General features: G+C 35.2%; 17 protein-coding genes and 2 pseudogenes. 5 read left to right on the forward strand and 14 right to left on the reverse strand.

The window, feature by feature from the left end:
• Nucleotides 1-694: 694 nt before the first annotated feature.
• The 7 genes from ACXAE4_RS16925 to ACXAE4_RS16955 all read right to left on the reverse strand — a co-directional run bounded on the left by ACXAE4_RS16925 (nt 695) and on the right by ACXAE4_RS16955 (nt 6374).
• A complete protein-coding gene (locus ACXAE4_RS16925; protein ID WP_013056909.1) occupies nt 695-1132 on the reverse strand; it encodes a S1 domain-containing RNA-binding protein in 438 nt (145 codons plus the stop codon).
• 181 nt (nt 1133-1313) lie between these two features.
• Complete coding sequence (nadE, locus tag ACXAE4_RS16930) at nt 1314-2135, reverse strand: ammonia-dependent NAD(+) synthetase (RefSeq protein WP_014460241.1); 822 nt, start codon at nt 2133-2135, stop codon at nt 1314-1316.
• 34 nt (nt 2136-2169) lie between these two features.
• Nucleotides 2170-2850 (reverse strand): nicotinate (nicotinamide) nucleotide adenylyltransferase, encoded by a 681-nt coding sequence (nadD, locus tag ACXAE4_RS16935; protein ID WP_028413472.1) that lies wholly within the window; start codon nt 2848-2850, stop codon nt 2170-2172.
• Nucleotides 2851-2865: 15 nt separating this feature from the next.
• A complete protein-coding gene (locus ACXAE4_RS16940; protein ID WP_028413473.1) occupies nt 2866-4335 on the reverse strand; it encodes a nicotinate phosphoribosyltransferase in 1470 nt (489 codons plus the stop codon).
• Nucleotides 4336-4358: 23 nt separating this feature from the next.
• The gene (locus ACXAE4_RS16945; protein ID WP_475236454.1) at nt 4359-4907 is read right to left on the reverse strand and encodes a cysteine hydrolase family protein; all 549 of its coding nucleotides are present in this window, start codon (nt 4905-4907) and stop codon (nt 4359-4361) included.
• Nucleotides 4908-4979: 72 nt separating this feature from the next.
• The gene (locus tag ACXAE4_RS16950; RefSeq protein WP_028413475.1) at nt 4980-5756 is read right to left on the reverse strand and encodes an NUDIX domain-containing protein; all 777 of its coding nucleotides are present in this window, start codon (nt 5754-5756) and stop codon (nt 4980-4982) included.
• 222 nt (nt 5757-5978) lie between these two features.
• Entirely contained in the window at nt 5979-6374 is a 396-nt protein-coding gene (locus tag ACXAE4_RS16955) for a CDI toxin immunity protein (RefSeq protein WP_014460246.1), read from the reverse strand.
• 331 nt (nt 6375-6705) lie between these two features.
• On the opposite strand from ACXAE4_RS16955, the gene ACXAE4_RS16960 reads away from it, so the two are divergent.
• A complete protein-coding gene (locus ACXAE4_RS16960) occupies nt 6706-7794 on the forward strand; it encodes an FAD-dependent monooxygenase (protein WP_028413476.1) in 1089 nt (362 codons plus the stop codon).
• 105 nt (nt 7795-7899) lie between these two features.
• Here ACXAE4_RS16960 and ACXAE4_RS16965 read toward each other — a convergent pair.
• A pseudogene (locus ACXAE4_RS16965) lies at nt 7900-8236 on the reverse strand (helix-turn-helix domain-containing protein).
• A gap of 182 nt (nt 8237-8418) precedes the next feature.
• Nucleotides 8419-8607, reverse strand: coding sequence for an anti-repressor SinI family protein (locus tag ACXAE4_RS16970; protein ID WP_034327777.1), 189 nt, complete (start codon nt 8605-8607; stop codon nt 8419-8421).
• Between the two features lie 169 nt (nt 8608-8776).
• On the opposite strand from ACXAE4_RS16970, the gene ACXAE4_RS16975 reads away from it, so the two are divergent.
• From ACXAE4_RS16975 to ACXAE4_RS16985, 3 genes are all read left to right on the forward strand, one after another.
• A complete protein-coding gene (locus tag ACXAE4_RS16975; RefSeq protein WP_155010172.1) occupies nt 8777-10330 on the forward strand; it encodes an alpha/beta hydrolase in 1554 nt (517 codons plus the stop codon).
• Nucleotides 10331-10345: 15 nt separating this feature from the next.
• Entirely contained in the window at nt 10346-10816 is a 471-nt protein-coding gene (locus ACXAE4_RS16980; RefSeq protein ID WP_034265804.1) for a DinB family protein, read from the forward strand.
• Between the two features lie 156 nt (nt 10817-10972).
• Entirely contained in the window at nt 10973-11758 is a 786-nt protein-coding gene (locus tag ACXAE4_RS16985; protein WP_154991391.1) for a nucleotidyltransferase domain-containing protein, read from the forward strand.
• 67 nt (nt 11759-11825) lie between these two features.
• Here ACXAE4_RS16985 and ACXAE4_RS16990 read toward each other — a convergent pair whose 3' ends face one another.
• Nucleotides 11826-12023 (reverse strand): hypothetical protein, encoded by a 198-nt coding sequence (locus ACXAE4_RS16990; protein ID WP_045290429.1) that lies wholly within the window; start codon nt 12021-12023, stop codon nt 11826-11828.
• 332 nt (nt 12024-12355) lie between these two features.
• Here ACXAE4_RS16990 and ACXAE4_RS16995 point away from each other — a divergent pair.
• A pseudogene (locus tag ACXAE4_RS16995) lies at nt 12356-12589 on the forward strand (hypothetical protein); the annotation flags it as partial.
• Between the two features lie 198 nt (nt 12590-12787).
• Here the strand turns inward: ACXAE4_RS16995 and ACXAE4_RS17000 are convergent.
• The 4 genes from ACXAE4_RS17000 to ACXAE4_RS17015 form a co-directional block, all read right to left on the reverse strand.
• A complete protein-coding gene (locus ACXAE4_RS17000) occupies nt 12788-13507 on the reverse strand; it encodes a hypothetical protein (protein WP_475236458.1) in 720 nt (239 codons plus the stop codon).
• Between the two features lie 588 nt (nt 13508-14095).
• Nucleotides 14096-14293: a hypothetical protein gene (locus tag ACXAE4_RS17005; RefSeq protein ID WP_016763981.1), complete on the reverse strand. Its 198-nt coding sequence runs from the start codon at nt 14291-14293 to the stop codon at nt 14096-14098.
• 115 nt (nt 14294-14408) lie between these two features.
• Entirely contained in the window at nt 14409-14837 is a 429-nt protein-coding gene (gene fosB / locus ACXAE4_RS17010; protein WP_098999807.1) for a FosB/FosD family fosfomycin resistance bacillithiol transferase, read from the reverse strand.
• Between the two features lie 67 nt (nt 14838-14904).
• A complete protein-coding gene (locus tag ACXAE4_RS17015) occupies nt 14905-15516 on the reverse strand; it encodes a LysE/ArgO family amino acid transporter (RefSeq protein ID WP_098112559.1) in 612 nt (203 codons plus the stop codon).
• Between the last annotated feature and the right edge of the window lie 33 nt (nt 15517-15549).

Raw genomic sequence — 15549 nt, forward strand, 5'->3', positions numbered from 1 at the left:
GTCTTCATCCCCAAAACATACGCATCTTTTACTTAGCTAATGAGCTAAAAACTAGAATAGTATGGAAGTTCTATATATTACTATAAAATCCTTGAGTCTATGGAATCATTTTATATATTTCTCCAAATTGAGCACTACTGCTCAAAAAAGGAAGAATTTTGTCTGTTCTTTGCTTTTTCACCACTTTTTTATTCCTCAAATTATGAAAGAATTAGATGAATATACAAGAATACTGACGAATTTCTGTTAATTTAGCTATTTCGATGAGGGACTCATTCCTACTTTCTCTTCGTTTACTTATAAGGTTTTTTTATTATTTTAAGAAAATTGTTCTTATAAGCGTTTTTTATTTTATTAATTATTATTTAGAACATAGTTTAATTAAATATTAAATATCACATTTAACTAAATGAAATTTTTAAAAATTACGAATAATAAAAGTAGTTCGTGCAGATACTAACGTCAACGCTCGCAAAAAGGGAGGTATGATTATGATAGATTTAAATTTCATCCTACTCATCCTTGATCTTCTTTCATCTCTTGTCACGATTGGCATCTACTTTACAACTAAGTAAGTGCTTAACCTTCTCTTTACTCTTCTAGCGTATGTACTTAAGCTATCACAAAAAAGAAGCAAGCCAATTTTTACTGGCTTGCTTCAACTATATAATAAAGTAGTTAGAGTGGAAGGGATTTATCCGCGTCTTCCGCCTCTGCCACCTCGTTTTGATTCAGTGCTGCGTTTTAGTGTAGATAAATTATCTTCACTATCTTTTAAGAAACGCGCCATTTTTTGTTCGAAGTTTTCCTTTGGTTGGAAGTTGCTTTTAGAACGATTATCATTATTTCTTGCCTGACGTGGCGGGCGTTGTGAATAAGAAGATGAGGGTCTTTCCGGTTTATCTATCGCTTTTTTAATCGATAATCCAATTTTTCCGTCTTTCTCATTAACGACTTTCACTTCAATTTCTTGACCAACTTTAAGATGGTCATTAATGTCTTTTACATAGCTGTCAGCTACCTCACTAATATGTACAAGCCCAGTTTGACCTCCAGGTAATTCTACAAATGCTCCAAAATTAGTAATACCTGTTACTTTACCTTGTACCTTGCTACCTACTTCAACTGCCATAAAAAATGTTCCTCCTCAATAATATTAAAAGCACTTCATTATACCAAAGTGCGTAAGAATAACAAAGTGTGTATGAGAAAACAATTCATTAAATTACACTTTTTCCGCCTCTTTTTTGTTTTTTGAAAGAAATCAGTCAAAATAATGCCCATATTAGATATCCCTAATATGGGCATTTCTCTCATTTCCACCATTCATCAAACATGCTAGCCGGTAACTGACGCTTATGTTCAGTAATACGATAGCGCTGTTCAATTTTTTCAGCAGCTTCTTGTGATACTTCTTTTCCTTCCAAATAGTCGTCTAGTTCATCATAAGAAATTCCTAGTTCCGTTTCATCAGATTGACCAGGACTATTATCTAATAAGTCAGCTGTTGGTACTTTTTCGTACAATCGTTTATCTGCACCTAATTCTTTTAGCAATGCTTTTCCTTGACGTTTTGTTAATCCCGTTAGAGGCAGCACGTCTGCTCCGCCATCTCCGTATTTTGTAAAAAAGCCTGTTACTGCTTCTGCTGCATGATCGGTTCCGATAACTAAAAGGCCGTTTTCTCCTCCGATTGCATACTGTACGATCATACGCGTACGTGCTTTGACATTTCCTTTATGAAAATCAGACAGCGCTATATCTGTCGCACCTGTAAACGAACTTTCAAATGCTTCCACCGTGTTTTTAATATTAAATGTATATGTTTCATTAGGTTTAATAAATTCTAGTGACGCCTTCGCATCTGCTTCGTCATGCTGCGTGCCATGAGGCAAGCGAACGGCTACAAATTTTGCTTCATATTCTTCTTTTCGCAATTCGTCTACTGCAATCTGCGCTAATCGTCCAGCTAAACTAGAGTCCTGCCCTCCGCTTATACCTAATACAAAGCCTTTTGCATTTGCTGACTTTAGGTAGTTTTTCAAAAAATCAACGCGGGCACGAATTTCTTGTGCTGGATCAATTTCAGATTTCACATGTAGCTCTTTTCTTATTTTTTCTTGCATGTCTGACATGATACATGCTCTCCTTCCATTATATGTAGATTTCTTACTGATACAAACCATGTTCTTTACTATAAAAATAACAGAGATCAGGCATTAAATATCGTGGTTCTCCGCCCCTGGCAAATTCTTGACGAATATAAGTAGAGCTGATTTCCATTGCAAGCCCCTTATCAAGAAGCTGAAACCGGCCGTCGTCATAATTTCGAAGCAAAGGAGAATGACTAATAGCTTTCAACATGTCTATTCCCTCTCTTGCCATGATGATAAACTGGTTTTCACTAATAAGTTCATCTGCTTTCTTCCACTTGCCCTCACCAATATCTTGCAGTAAGTCGGCTCCCATAATAAAAAATAAGTCAGCGTGTGGGAGCAATTTTTTAAAGTGCTCCATAGTGTAGTATGTGTAATGATAGCCGGGCAATACGTCTAGCTCATACGTATCGAGCAAAAATTTCGGGTTGTCTTTAATCGCTAAGCTAACCATATTTACACGGTGTTCATCGGACGTTTGGAGCTTTTTATCTGTCCGTTTGTGCGATGAAGGCAAGAAGATAATAGCATCTAACTTCTTTCGATGCGCAACCGTTGATGCCGTCCAAAGATGAACGTTGGTAACCGGATCAAAAGATGAACCATAAATCCCAATTTTCGCTCCTTTTTCTAAAAGCGTATCTATTTTCTTATCAGGGTTTAGCTGTTGAAAATAAGCAAGCGTATCTGACATGTCTCCAACTCCCTACTATTTTTTATTTAGGGCTTCCGCTACTTTTTGTTTTACGTACGCAATTTGACGCGTTTTATTTTCCCAACACTTTTCGCTTAAATCTACTGGATATTCTTCTGGATTGCGCGTGCGCTTATATTCATCCCAAAGCAGCTCTAAATTATCTTTTACGTACTGCTGAATTTCCTGAAGTTCTTCTGTTTCATACACAAGCTTTCCGTTTACAAAGATATCATGATGAAGTTCTTTTGCCTCAAAATTTGTGACGAATTTACTGATAAACGTATGAACAGGATGGAACATTTTTAAACGTTCTTCGCTTTGAGGGTCTTCGTCTTCCATCGTAATATAATCCCCTTCAGATTTCCCATTCAAATTATTAATAATACGATATACGCGCTTTAACCCTGGTGTACTGACTTTTTCAGGATTCGCACTAATTTTAATCGTATCCATCATCTCGCCATTTTCTCCTTCAATAGAGACGAGTTTATACACTGCTCCAAGCGCCGGCTGATCATATGCAGTAATGAGCTTCGTACCAATTCCCCACATGTCTATCTGTGCACCTTGCGACTTTAAATGCATAATCGTATCTTCATCTAAATCGTTGGAAGCAACAATTTTTGTCTCTGTAAACCCTGCTTCATCCAACATTTGACGAGCTTTTTTAGACAAATAAGTTAAATCGCCGCTGTCTAAACGAATCGCCGTAAAATTAATTTTGTCTCCTAATTCTTTTGCTACTTTAATCGCATTGGGAACTCCTGATTTTAACGTATCGTACGTATCAACTAGAAACACACAGTTTTTATGGCGACGAGCGTATTTATGAAATGCAATATATTCGTCTTTATAAGCTTGCACCATTGCATGGGCATGCGTTCCTGCAACTGGAATTCCAAATTTCTTTCCTGCACGCACGTTAGAAGTAGCACCAAATCCGCCAATATAGGCTGCTCTTGTTCCCCAAATAGCAGCATCCATTTCTTGAGCGCGTCGCGTTCCAAACTCCATTGCCACTTGGTCTCCTACTACATGTTTGATTCGGGCTGCTTTTGTTGCAATCAGCGTTTGGTAATTCACAATATTTAAAATCGCTGTTTCTACAAGCTGAGCTTCAATTAACGGTGCTTCTACACGTAAAATTGGTTCATTATGAAACACAAGCTCACCTTCACGCATACATCGAATTGTCCCAGTAAATGTAAGGTCTTTTAAGTAAGCTAAATAATCTTCTTTAAAACCTAATTCTTCGTGCAAGTACGTTAAATCAGATTCGCTAAATTTAAATGCTTTAATATATTCAATAATTCTTTCTAATCCAGCAAAAACAGCATACCCATTCCCAAAAGGAAGTTTGCGGAAAAAAACTTCAAAAACAGCCTTCTTTTGATGAATGTTATCTTCCCAATACGTTTCTCCCATATTAATTTGATATAAATCGGTGTGTAGCATTACGCTGTCATCTGTAAACATATTCATTGATTTCCTCCACTTTTATGTCCTTAAATAATTTCTGCTCTGAGGCAAGATTTAAAGTGTTCGAGCGCCCACTCATGGCCTTTTTGATTAAAGCTCGCTACGGCTTTTTCATAAATATAAATAGCAAATCCTTTATTATAAGCATCTACTGCTGTATGAAGTACACAGATATCCGTACATACACCTGCTAAGTAGACATCGGTAATCTGTCTTTCTCGCAGTTTAATCTCCAAATTTGTTCCAGCAAATGCGCTGTATCTCGTTTTATTTATCCATTCTACATTTGCCTTTGATTGATACACATTATATAAATCATTTAACTTTCCGTATAGCTTCCTTCCTGCAGAACCTTCAATATTATGAGGCGGAAACAGCGCTGATTCTGGATGCAAGGAATCATTTTCTTTATGAAAATCAATGGCAAAGACGACATACTCGCCTTGCTCAATAAATTGACGCGTGATATCGCTTATGGATGTTTCAATGTGTCGCCCTGGTTCTCCGCATGTCAAAGCCCCGTTTTCAGCTACAAAATCATTGGTATAATCAATGTTAATCAGTGCTTTTTTCATTATGTTTCCCCCTCATAAATAAAAATTAACAGTTAACATATTGTTAATTATTTGAATTGAAAGTTTTTTCTTTTAATAGCGTGCTGTATAGATTGGCTTCATCACATTCATCTCAACAAACCGGTAGAGCTTTGTTGGCTTTTTAGACGTTCTCGTCGTTGTTTTTCCGTCTACTTCTTCAATGAATGGCAGCATTCTTATTTTTCGTGCAAACGCCTGATCACTTTTAATTGCCGCATCATCCGTTACGGTAAGCAGCACAGCCTGCAGTTCAGAGTATGTAAACTGAGAAGGCAGAAACTTCTGAGCAATAGTCGTTTGCAATAAATCTTTCTTAATTTCCTTGATTGCATCTCGAATGATGATTTCATGATCAAAAGCTAAAGGCAATGAAAAGATTTCATCTATTTTAAATAATTCAACTCGAGCAGCATCATCATTCGCTTTTCGTTTTATTAGACTATCTTCTGGGACAATTGCATAATGTGCGTTTGTGATGACCCATCCCCTATCGTCTCTTCCGGGCTCATCATAGACACCATAGTGTTTTAAATGGATATCGTTCACGCCCGTTTCTTCTTCGAGCTCTCTTTTAGCCGCTTCAAAAGCTGATTCATCAGGATGGACAAATCCGCCGGGAAGCGCCCACTTTCCTGCTTCGCTGTTCTTTTCTCCCTCCGCGTTTAGCATTGCTCGCTGGATAAGCATTAATTTTAAATTCATTTTAGGTGGTTTGTAGGGTTCTTTTTCTTCCGTCACAATCGTAAATACAGCAATATCTGACGTATAGCCATAGGGTTTAGGGTATTCTTTTTTCATTTGATTCGTCATTGCTTTTTTGTTCGACATTCAGCATTTCTCCTGATCACTCTTTTTACAATTAACAATATGATTAATGTTAATTATATTTGTTTTATGGAAAATGTCAATACTTTTCCCACTAATTATAAAGAGAAGGTAATTTATGTTGTAAATAACGTTATGTTTCGTATTTTTTAGAGTTTATATGCATAAAAAGCCGAGTGAAGAAGTTCTCATTCCCCCTCTTCCCTCAGCTTTTTTCCCTTTTAATTAACGTGCTGCTAAACCAATCATCATTTTACCGTCTTTAAAATATTCAATGACATAGTCAACAGACGGACAGTAAATAAACGCTTCTTCTGTAAGATCAGCTGTTTGTTGGAAAAACGTTAGAGCCTGAGCTAAATCGACGCTTACGGCTTTAGTTGCTCGTTTCCAAAATAAAACAACCTGATGTTCTTTTATATTCATCTCTTGAAGCCATTTTTTGATTTCTTCAATATGCCGGGCGGACTTTTTAATTAATACTTTTCTCCAATTAATTTGCATGATTGTTAAAAAAGGAAAGGTGTTTGAAAGTTTTTCGAAGTAAATGCTTGTCTGCTTTTTCGTTAGCAAATCTGCACTGTTACCCAATGTTTGAATATAATGTTCTACTTTTGTCATAATCATCCTCCAGTCGAAATTGGAGTTTGCTAGAATTTTCAGAGACGTTCTCTACTCTTCTTGCTAAAAATCCTGCAGCTTTCCAACCGTGCTTTTTCTCAACAATGTTTAAATTTCACCTTTTTATACAAATTATTCAAAATAATTTGTGTATTTTAGTTTACCATAAAACTTAATCTTTGACTTTGTTTATGTAAAACCTTATTTGTGTTTCGACCAAAGAACGAATTCCATAGAAGAAAAGCTATAAAAAAGTTGACATTAACATTTATAAAAGTTAATATACTTACTAAAAGTAACTTAATTGCATATAACAAACAAGGTGAAGAAAATGAACTATCAAACAGATGTGTGTATAATAGGAGCCGGACCAGGCGGTGCTCTACTAGCCTATCTACTGGCTAAACAAAATATATCAACTATACTGATAGAGAGATCTGATAAGCTTGGAAAAGAATTTCGAGGCGAACATTTAAATGAAGATGGAGAAATGATTCTTAAAAAACATCATATATTTGAAGAAATTGAAAGCTTAGGCCTCCTTCGAATGTCTAGGGTCGAATACTGGAAAGATGGACATGTATTCAAAACGATAGAATCTGAACTTGGGCATGCAGGAATTCATGTTCCACAGCAGCATCTTCTTCAGTCTATAGATAGCCGAGCAAGCAGCCATCCCTCCTACAAACTTATGCTGGGCACAAAAGTAACGGAGCTAACGCAAAATGAAAAAGGACAATATACTGGAATAAAAGCTCAGCAAAAAGGCCGGGGTGAAATAATAGTTGAAAGTAAAATCATTATTGGAGCAGATGGTCGATATTCAACTGTTCGCAAACTTGCGCACATAAAAAACAATATTCATAATCATGGATACGATTTGCTTTGGGCGAAAATTCCTGCACCTGCCAACTGGGAGCCTTCTATTAAATTTGCGCTTGTGAAGCAGCAGCAGGTAGCGCTTTTTTCTCAAGCAAAAGGCTTTGTTCAAATCGGATGGAATATTGAAAAAGACAGCTATCCTGCTCTTCGAAAACAATCGTTTAAACCGTTTATTCAGCGTTTAATAGAGGCTTTCCCTAGCTTAAACCTTTCAATTGAAAGGTTTATTAAGTCGTGGTCAGACTTTACGCTTCTTTCTGTGCAAAGCAGCATAAGCGAAGTGTGGTCAAAACATCACCTGCTCTTGTTAGGTGATGCTGCTCATACGATGACTCCTACTGGCGCTTTTGGATTAAACGAGTCATTAAAAGATGCTGACTTACTGTCTGACTTACTGCATCAAGTTTTTTATCAAAACAAAGAGATTTCAGAAACATTGAGACAGTTTGAACAGAAAAGAAAGCCAAGATTAATAACTCTTGAACGTATTCAGTTTCAGCGAGAAAAAGAATTCCCGTCTCATTTTATTTCTTCTTAAGTCAACAAAAAAGAGATTCCATAGATAAATGGAATCTCTTTTTTGCAATCATGATTTTTTAGCAGTTGTGCTATGTAAGTTCTCTTTTATGTATATTCCGCGAAGTTAATCTTGCTTTGCCCGCTGCCATTTTTGAAATTCAAGAAATTGTTTAAACTGCTCTTTGCTTATTCCTGACTCCGCTGCTTCTTTTGCTAACTCAAGCCACTCATTATCAATATCCAACGACTCAGCTTTATCCATAGGCTCATGAATCAATCTATCAATACTCACGTTCAATGAGGTAGAAATTTTGTTTAGAAATTGAATAGATGGGTTGAGCTGAATTCCTCTTTCTACTGAAGATATGTACGATTTAGCAACACCCGCTCGGTTTGCAAGTTCTGTTAGCGATATTCCCTGTTTCATTCTAAGATCTCCGAATACGTTGACCAATTGTCATTATAATCACCCTTACTAATGCTTACTTATCGATAATAATACCATAATTTCACTTTATCGTGCATTATAAATAAACGTTCTTACTGTAAAGGGATGATTATACATCTAGTGGACATAGCTTGAGACCCGCTATAAAGGTTAGCTATCCGTAACGAATTCTTTATTTCCTTACTGATGTATCGGCTAAGAATTTGAACTAATACTTTGTAAAAATTGTCTAACTTCCTCGATGCTTATACCTGTTTCTTTTGCTTCCATTATGAGCATAACCCATTCTAAGTCTAACGCATTTTCGTCTTTAAAATTCATAATTCGCTTCCTTTCTTCTTTTTCGGGAATTGAGAACGTTTTCTTTTTGCTGTTTTTGGACATTCTCCCTTATTTTTCACTATGGTTTTACAGTATAATGGATATTACTAGAACATTAGACATTTTACATTTGCTAAAAAGCACCAATTTTTTTGAAATTTTTGTCTATTCCTATCATAATGATTTTACCGTTACACAAACGCTACAGTTAGACACTAGGAGGATTGCTTTTATGCCTTTTCTGCATACGGCGACAGAAAAAATTTACTATGAAGTTCATTCGCCCGTGTTCACTGACAAGACAGAAACCGTTGTTATGGTTCATTCTTGTGTCACTGATCATACGCTTTTTGATTATATTACTGCGGAATTAACCCAACATTACCGTGTTATTCATTACGATTTGAGAGAGACAGGAAAGAGCGCCTCTGCTACAGGAGAATTATCGTTTGAGGCTCATATTGAAGATCTTTTTCTCTTATTACATACGTTACATATAAAGAAGTGTTACTTAGTTGGAGTGGGATTTGGAGGACAAATCGCTGTTAAATTTACCGCCCGCTATGAATTTCTTATTGAAGGACTGATACTACTGTCTCTTCCTTTTTATTCAGATAGCACCATTCAAAAGATTAAGAGATGTTACAACGAAGAAAGCAAAAATCAAATACCGGTAGATAAAATCCTTGAATTAGGCAAACTGGAAAGCCTGGAATGTACAAACATACAAGAGGTAATTGAAAGACTTAAACAAATGGATCCTAATGTATATTTCCGCTTCGTTAAACTTTCTATTAGAGCCAGTCTACTTCAAGATCTGAGCAGCATTTCACTTCCTGTACTCACTTTATCTGGCCAACATGATTTGCTGTTTTCATCTCAGTATCTGATTTCAAAAACGATGTTTTTAAAAAACTACAGTCATATGACCATACCTAACGCACATTCTCTATTTCTAGTAAAAGAAAAAACAGCTTTATTCAGAGAAATTGTCATAGATTTTATTAAAAGTAATACAGGCCAGCTGCCTTCTTTAAAGAATGATTCTATGAAAATACTTAAAAACTGGGAAAGTGATACGGCTATAGACATACAAAAAGATTTTCATGCCCATACACCCTCCCTTAAAGTAGATTTCTTATACTCTTTTTCCGTCTATGTAAATGGTCAGCTTATTACAGAAGGCTGGAATAAGCGCTTTGCTCAAGAAATTTTACTATATCTTATTTTTCATCATTCTATCAGCAGAGAACAGCTATGCGAAGCACTGTGGCCTGACATACCTTTAAGCAATGCTAAAAAGAATTTACGCGTCTACTTGTCTCATTTAAAAAAGTTATTGAACGCAGAAAATTCAGAGCCGGTTTTACTTGTTAACAGGCAGCTCATTTCTTTAAATGCCGATGTGTCAAGCGATGGATTAGATTTACTAACTGACCTTCAGTGGATAACCGAACAGTCTGACCCGTCGCTGAAATTCAAGGAAGCTGAACAGCGCCTACATCAATTAGTTCCTCATTATTTAACAACGATTTATGACGACTGGTTCCTTGATATCCGAGTGAAAATAGAGATTATTCTTCTTGATCTATTAATCTGGATGAAAGAATGGCTTTGTGAGAATGGAAAAGTTTCGAAAGCCGTATTTTTACTCGTTAAATTTATTGATTTAGTAGAAGAAAAAGAATTCATTTATGATGAAATTATCGATTGCTATATCAAGCTCGATAACAATGAAAAATCAGAGTACTGGCTGAATCAAAAAATGCAGTATTTAGTTGAATAAAAAGGATGTGAATACATGAATTCGTACTGTGAGATGGTGTTTAATCAAATACACGTCAACGTCCAGTCTCTCACCGCGATCATTGATGAGGTTACAGAAGAAGAGCTTGCTTATCGTCCCCTCCCTCACAAGCGGTCTATTCAAGAGCTGCTGCAGCATTTATGTCTCATTTGTAGTGCAGACTATTCTATTTCCTCAGGCTACTCTGCAGATAAAATGAACGACTTTTATCTGCAGCATCCAGCTTATACAAAGCTTGAACTCAAAACAGCTTTAATAGATGGCTTCAATCAGCTAAAAGCGGCCTACTCTTCTTTTGACGAACGAAAGCTTTTTTCATTGCAAACGTCCTATTGGGGATGCACGTATACATGTTTTGAGTGGCTGCTTGAAATTCAGTCTCATTTATACCATCACCGTGCAGAACTGTATACGCTTCTAACCTGTTACCGCAGAAAGGGATTGGATATAGTGCTTTTTGAGTGATATAGTTTTTCACTCTCTATATTTTCGTAGATTTTTAGAGGCTTAAAGGAAGCTTTTTTTATTTATTTACCATTTTCCATACATTATGAAATATAATAGGAGAAATAGTAATAGCTTTTGTATATAGAAAGCATTAAAAGAAAATGAGGTTGGGTTATGAGAGAAACAATTGTTGCAGCTTTAAAGAAAATTGAAGAAGATTACGACGTAAAGGTATTATACGCTTGTGAATCTGGAAGTAGAGCGTGGGACTTTCCATCTAAAGATAGCGATTATGATGTTAGATTTATTTATATTCATAAGAAAAATAAATATTTAAGCATTGACCCAATCGGTGTAGGTAAAAAGCGAGATGTAATAGAGCTACCTATTAATGACCTATTAGATGTTAGCGGCTGGGACTTAACCAAGACATTAAAACTTTTTAGAAAATCAAACCCACCTTTACTAGAATGGATGCAATCAAACATTGTATATTACAAGGCGTATTCAACATTTGATAAAATGAAAAAACTACATTCTAACATCTTTACTCCTACTTCTTGTATATACCACTATTTAAATATGGCTAGAAATAACTTTAGAGAGTATTTACAAGGTGACGAAGTAAAAATCAAAAAATATTTTTACGTTTTAAGACCCGTGTTAGCTGCTAAGTGGGTTGAACAATATAATGAATTTCCTCCACTAGAATTCCCTATTCTCTTAGAGAAACTGTTACCAGAAGGAGAATTAAAAGAAGAGGTTAGTAAGCTGTTAAAGCGTAAAATTAGTGGTGATGAGTTAGATTTAGAACCACGCATCAATGTTATTAATGAATTTTTAAACTTAGAAATTGGCCGTTTAGACAAATACGTCAGAACTTTATCTGTAGAATTAGATGACCCTACATATGAATTAGATCAATTGTTTAGAGATACTTTAGACGAAGTTTGGAACTAAGTATAAAACAAAAAGGCTTATCCCTAATGCAAGTAGCAGCGGATAAGCCTTTTATTTATAATTTCTATTAAAGCGGTATATTATTATTCGTATTTTTTGTTTCATTCAAATAGCTCTCCACATATATTTGTTCTGCATCTGTAGCATTTTTAATTCCATCCTCCGGACTAAATTCAATGTTTCTCCTTATTGCTACACGATCTGCAATGTAACCCATTGCTAACAAAAACACTATACATCCGCCTGCCCATAGCCACATTGTCATTTCAATATCCCCTCTTTCTTCTTTAGTTCACCTAGCGTCGCGTAATACAGCATATATCCTCCGCAGGATAAAAGCCCTCCAACAAGTAAAATGGCAAGTTTTTTAATAACTATCCCCTCCACATTCTTTTAAACAAAACAGAACTAACAGATGATTCGACTTTATGTTAAACGTTTTTCCGCAAAAAGGAATTTAAATTAACATTCCCTATACTTACTATACGTTATAGCACTAATAAAAGTTTCAGAAAATTACATCAATAATTCCCAAGTTGATTTTCAACAAATCTTATTATAATTTTTTATGTTTCATCCTAAATAATTTCAAAACCGCTGCCAATCTATCTATAAAGCATTCGAGGCTTTACGCCGCTTCAATCAGATTTACTATTATTGCCAGGTGTATTAATTATGATGCCGATTGTGACTGAATGCATCAACCAATTACCTCAACATTTAATTTCTCACGGTACAGCTTTAAATAATACAATTCGTCAAGTTGCAGGTTCAATTGGTACTGCTATACTTGTTACAATTATGACGCAACAAACTACGGAACACCTCGCTAAAGCAATAACAACTTCGACTATAGCTATGGCAGTAACGATGTATTCTTATTTGCGACGCTATTGACTCTAATTGCGTTATTACTCTCTCTCTTCTTACGTACACCAAAGATCAATAGAGAGAAATAATAAAAAGCCGTTTCTTTGGTTAAGAAACGGCTTTTTATTTTAATAAACAATTGTATTTAAAGCATATATTTTACATTTGGATATCATATTTAGATTCAAATGCAGACACTTTTTCTTTAGCATCTAAAAATTGTGTTTCAGCAGCTTTTGTGTTTTCTTCTAAAGTTGATTTATCCTTACCACTTTCTTTTTGTAGAACTTCTAGCATTTCAACTTGTTTATTTAATGACGAAGTTACGCTAGTGACTGCGGAATTCAATTGATTATATTCTTCAGTACTAAAGCTAGCTTTATATTTCTCCAACTCTTCCTTAATAAGCTTTATTCTTTTCATAGGCATTCCTTGTATAGACTTAATAGCCTCAGTTGCGTCTGCATCAATTTTTTCATAATCGTAGCTATCTGCATTAAAATCTTTGTCTAACTCAATAGTGTTCACCGCATTAAAGTGCTGAGTAATATCCGCTTTAGTTAACACAATATGCATATGAGTACCAATTGCAGCCTCGTACACATCTACTGCCGAACCATAACGCTTCTGAGCTTTTATTGCTTGATCATTACTTAAATGGTCTATCTCAGTTTTTAAGTCTTTTACATGTTTGTCTAGTTCACCATCATCGCCCTGAAGAATATTCTTGCTTTCAATTGACTTTGCTAGTATGTTAAAGTCTGCTTCAAAAACAAGATAATCATCAGATTCCATATATCCTTTTTCTTTTGTATATTCTTCATACTCACTCTCTAATTTAGAGAGTTTTTGTTCGAGTTTTTTCTGCTCTTTCCCCATTTGTTTCTGCTCTTGCTTAGCAATCCTTGTTTTTGTTCTTCTTTCGTTGATCCACAAGCTACTAAACTAATAGATAGCAAAGATGCTACAAGTCCTAGGCCGATTTTTCTTAAATTCTTCATTTTTTCTCCTTTTTTTGGTATGTAGTTTTTTCACCAAACAATGATAGCATATATTATGTACTCCAAAAGAACGATTTTAGAAAAATTATCAAGTTTTCTATAGATAAACCATTAAAAGCAACAGTATTTTATCTGTTAGTAGCAGCTTTAAAAAATCTCTTATCCTCAGTTTTACGAACAATTGCTTAATTATTAGACCTTTTATCTGACGCGCAACGAAACTAATTAGAAAAAAAGTAAAAACCGTTTCACTGTTTAGAAAACGGTTATTTACTTTAACATATAATTCTATACTTAGAGTTAATTTGATATTTCACCCCCTATTTCTGATTTAAAATAATAAATTTGTAATCTTTTTAGCGGGTTTACTTGTTTTTTAAAATATAAATTAACCATTTTTTTCATAAAAATAGTACTATTTTCAAAAGGAATCTTTTATTTCTCCTGAGAATAGTACTACACTATATTAAATAACCTTTATTTTTGTTTTAATTGTATAATATGTATCTGCTATGAGTCCTACTGCAAGTCCACTAATCATCCCGTACGGTAATACACCTGGTACATTTTGATAAAAAGTGCCGATTAACATTGCAGCTAGGATGCCGAAAAGTACGCCTATCACAATATGCGAACCAAACTTCACCTGTTTTGCGGTATACATTCTTCCTCCTCCTCACTTTTTTTCCATTATATCACAACAGTATCGTTTATTTAATGATAACTGAGCGAGGAATGCGAATGTAATAAAACTGTAACCTTATATAACTATTTTAGTATTACTCTTTTGGCGAATAAAATGTCATATGAGGCTTTTCTTCTTGGTAATAGGCTAAACGGTCTTGGAGCGTACCAGTATGAAATTCAAATTTATGACCGTCAGGATCCGTAAAATAAATAGATTTTTTGTCTCTCTCGTCACGATTTCTTCCAGGTAAGATATTTACATTATGCTGTTTTAACAGCTCTTTTGCTTGGTCAAAACTTTCAATGGAAATAGAAAATGCTAAATGAGTATACGAATACTGAATTTCTGATCTAGGAATATCTTTTTCTTCGTTTAACGCGAGCCACGTTCCATTTAGACTAAAGTAAGCGGTGGACTTTCCTTCTACTAAAAGTTCCGCCCCTAACACTTTTTGATAAAATGTGATGGACCGTTCTAAATTTGACACAGAAAAGCATATATGATTAATTCCTTGAATCATCTTTACCCCTCGCTTTCTAGAAAAAAGTACTTCTTTCTATTATATAACTTTTCTTTTAGCGTCTATTTTACTGAAAAAACATACTTTTTGCCATGTAAAGAGCTACTCCCCAAATCATACATGCAGAAAACTTATTGACCCAAATCATTATTTTCCCATTCGAATCCATTTTCCCTACCGCTTTTCCGGCAAAAGCTAAGGATAAAAACCATATCCATGAAACGCATATCGTAACGAGCGTAAAAATCCATTTTTCTTTTCCACTGTATAGCAGAGAATTTGTTCCGATTACGCCCATAATATCCATCAGCGCGTGAGGATTTAGCAGAGATACAGAAGCAGCAAATAAAATTTGTGCTTTCACCGTCATCCCTTCCTTTACTGACGTTTTTGAAGGTTCGCTCTTCCACGTCACAAAGCCCATATACGCTAAAAAAAGAAAACCTATTCCAAAAATAAGCGCTTGAAAAAATGAAAAAGCAGCGGCTACTGCTGAAACTCCCAGCACTGCTACTAGAATTAAAATCGTATCACAGACAGAAGCCGTTACGACTACGGGAAGCGCCTGTTTGATCGTTCGTTGATTTGCTCCTTGGTTAAAAACAAACACATTTTGTACTCCTAAAGGTAAAATCAAACCGAATGCTAACAATAAAGCATGCATAACCACTGTAAACATATTACTCTCTCCTTTCTCTTTTATCCTACAATT

It is taken from the genome of Priestia sp. ABM2_011 (assembly GCF_056158845.1).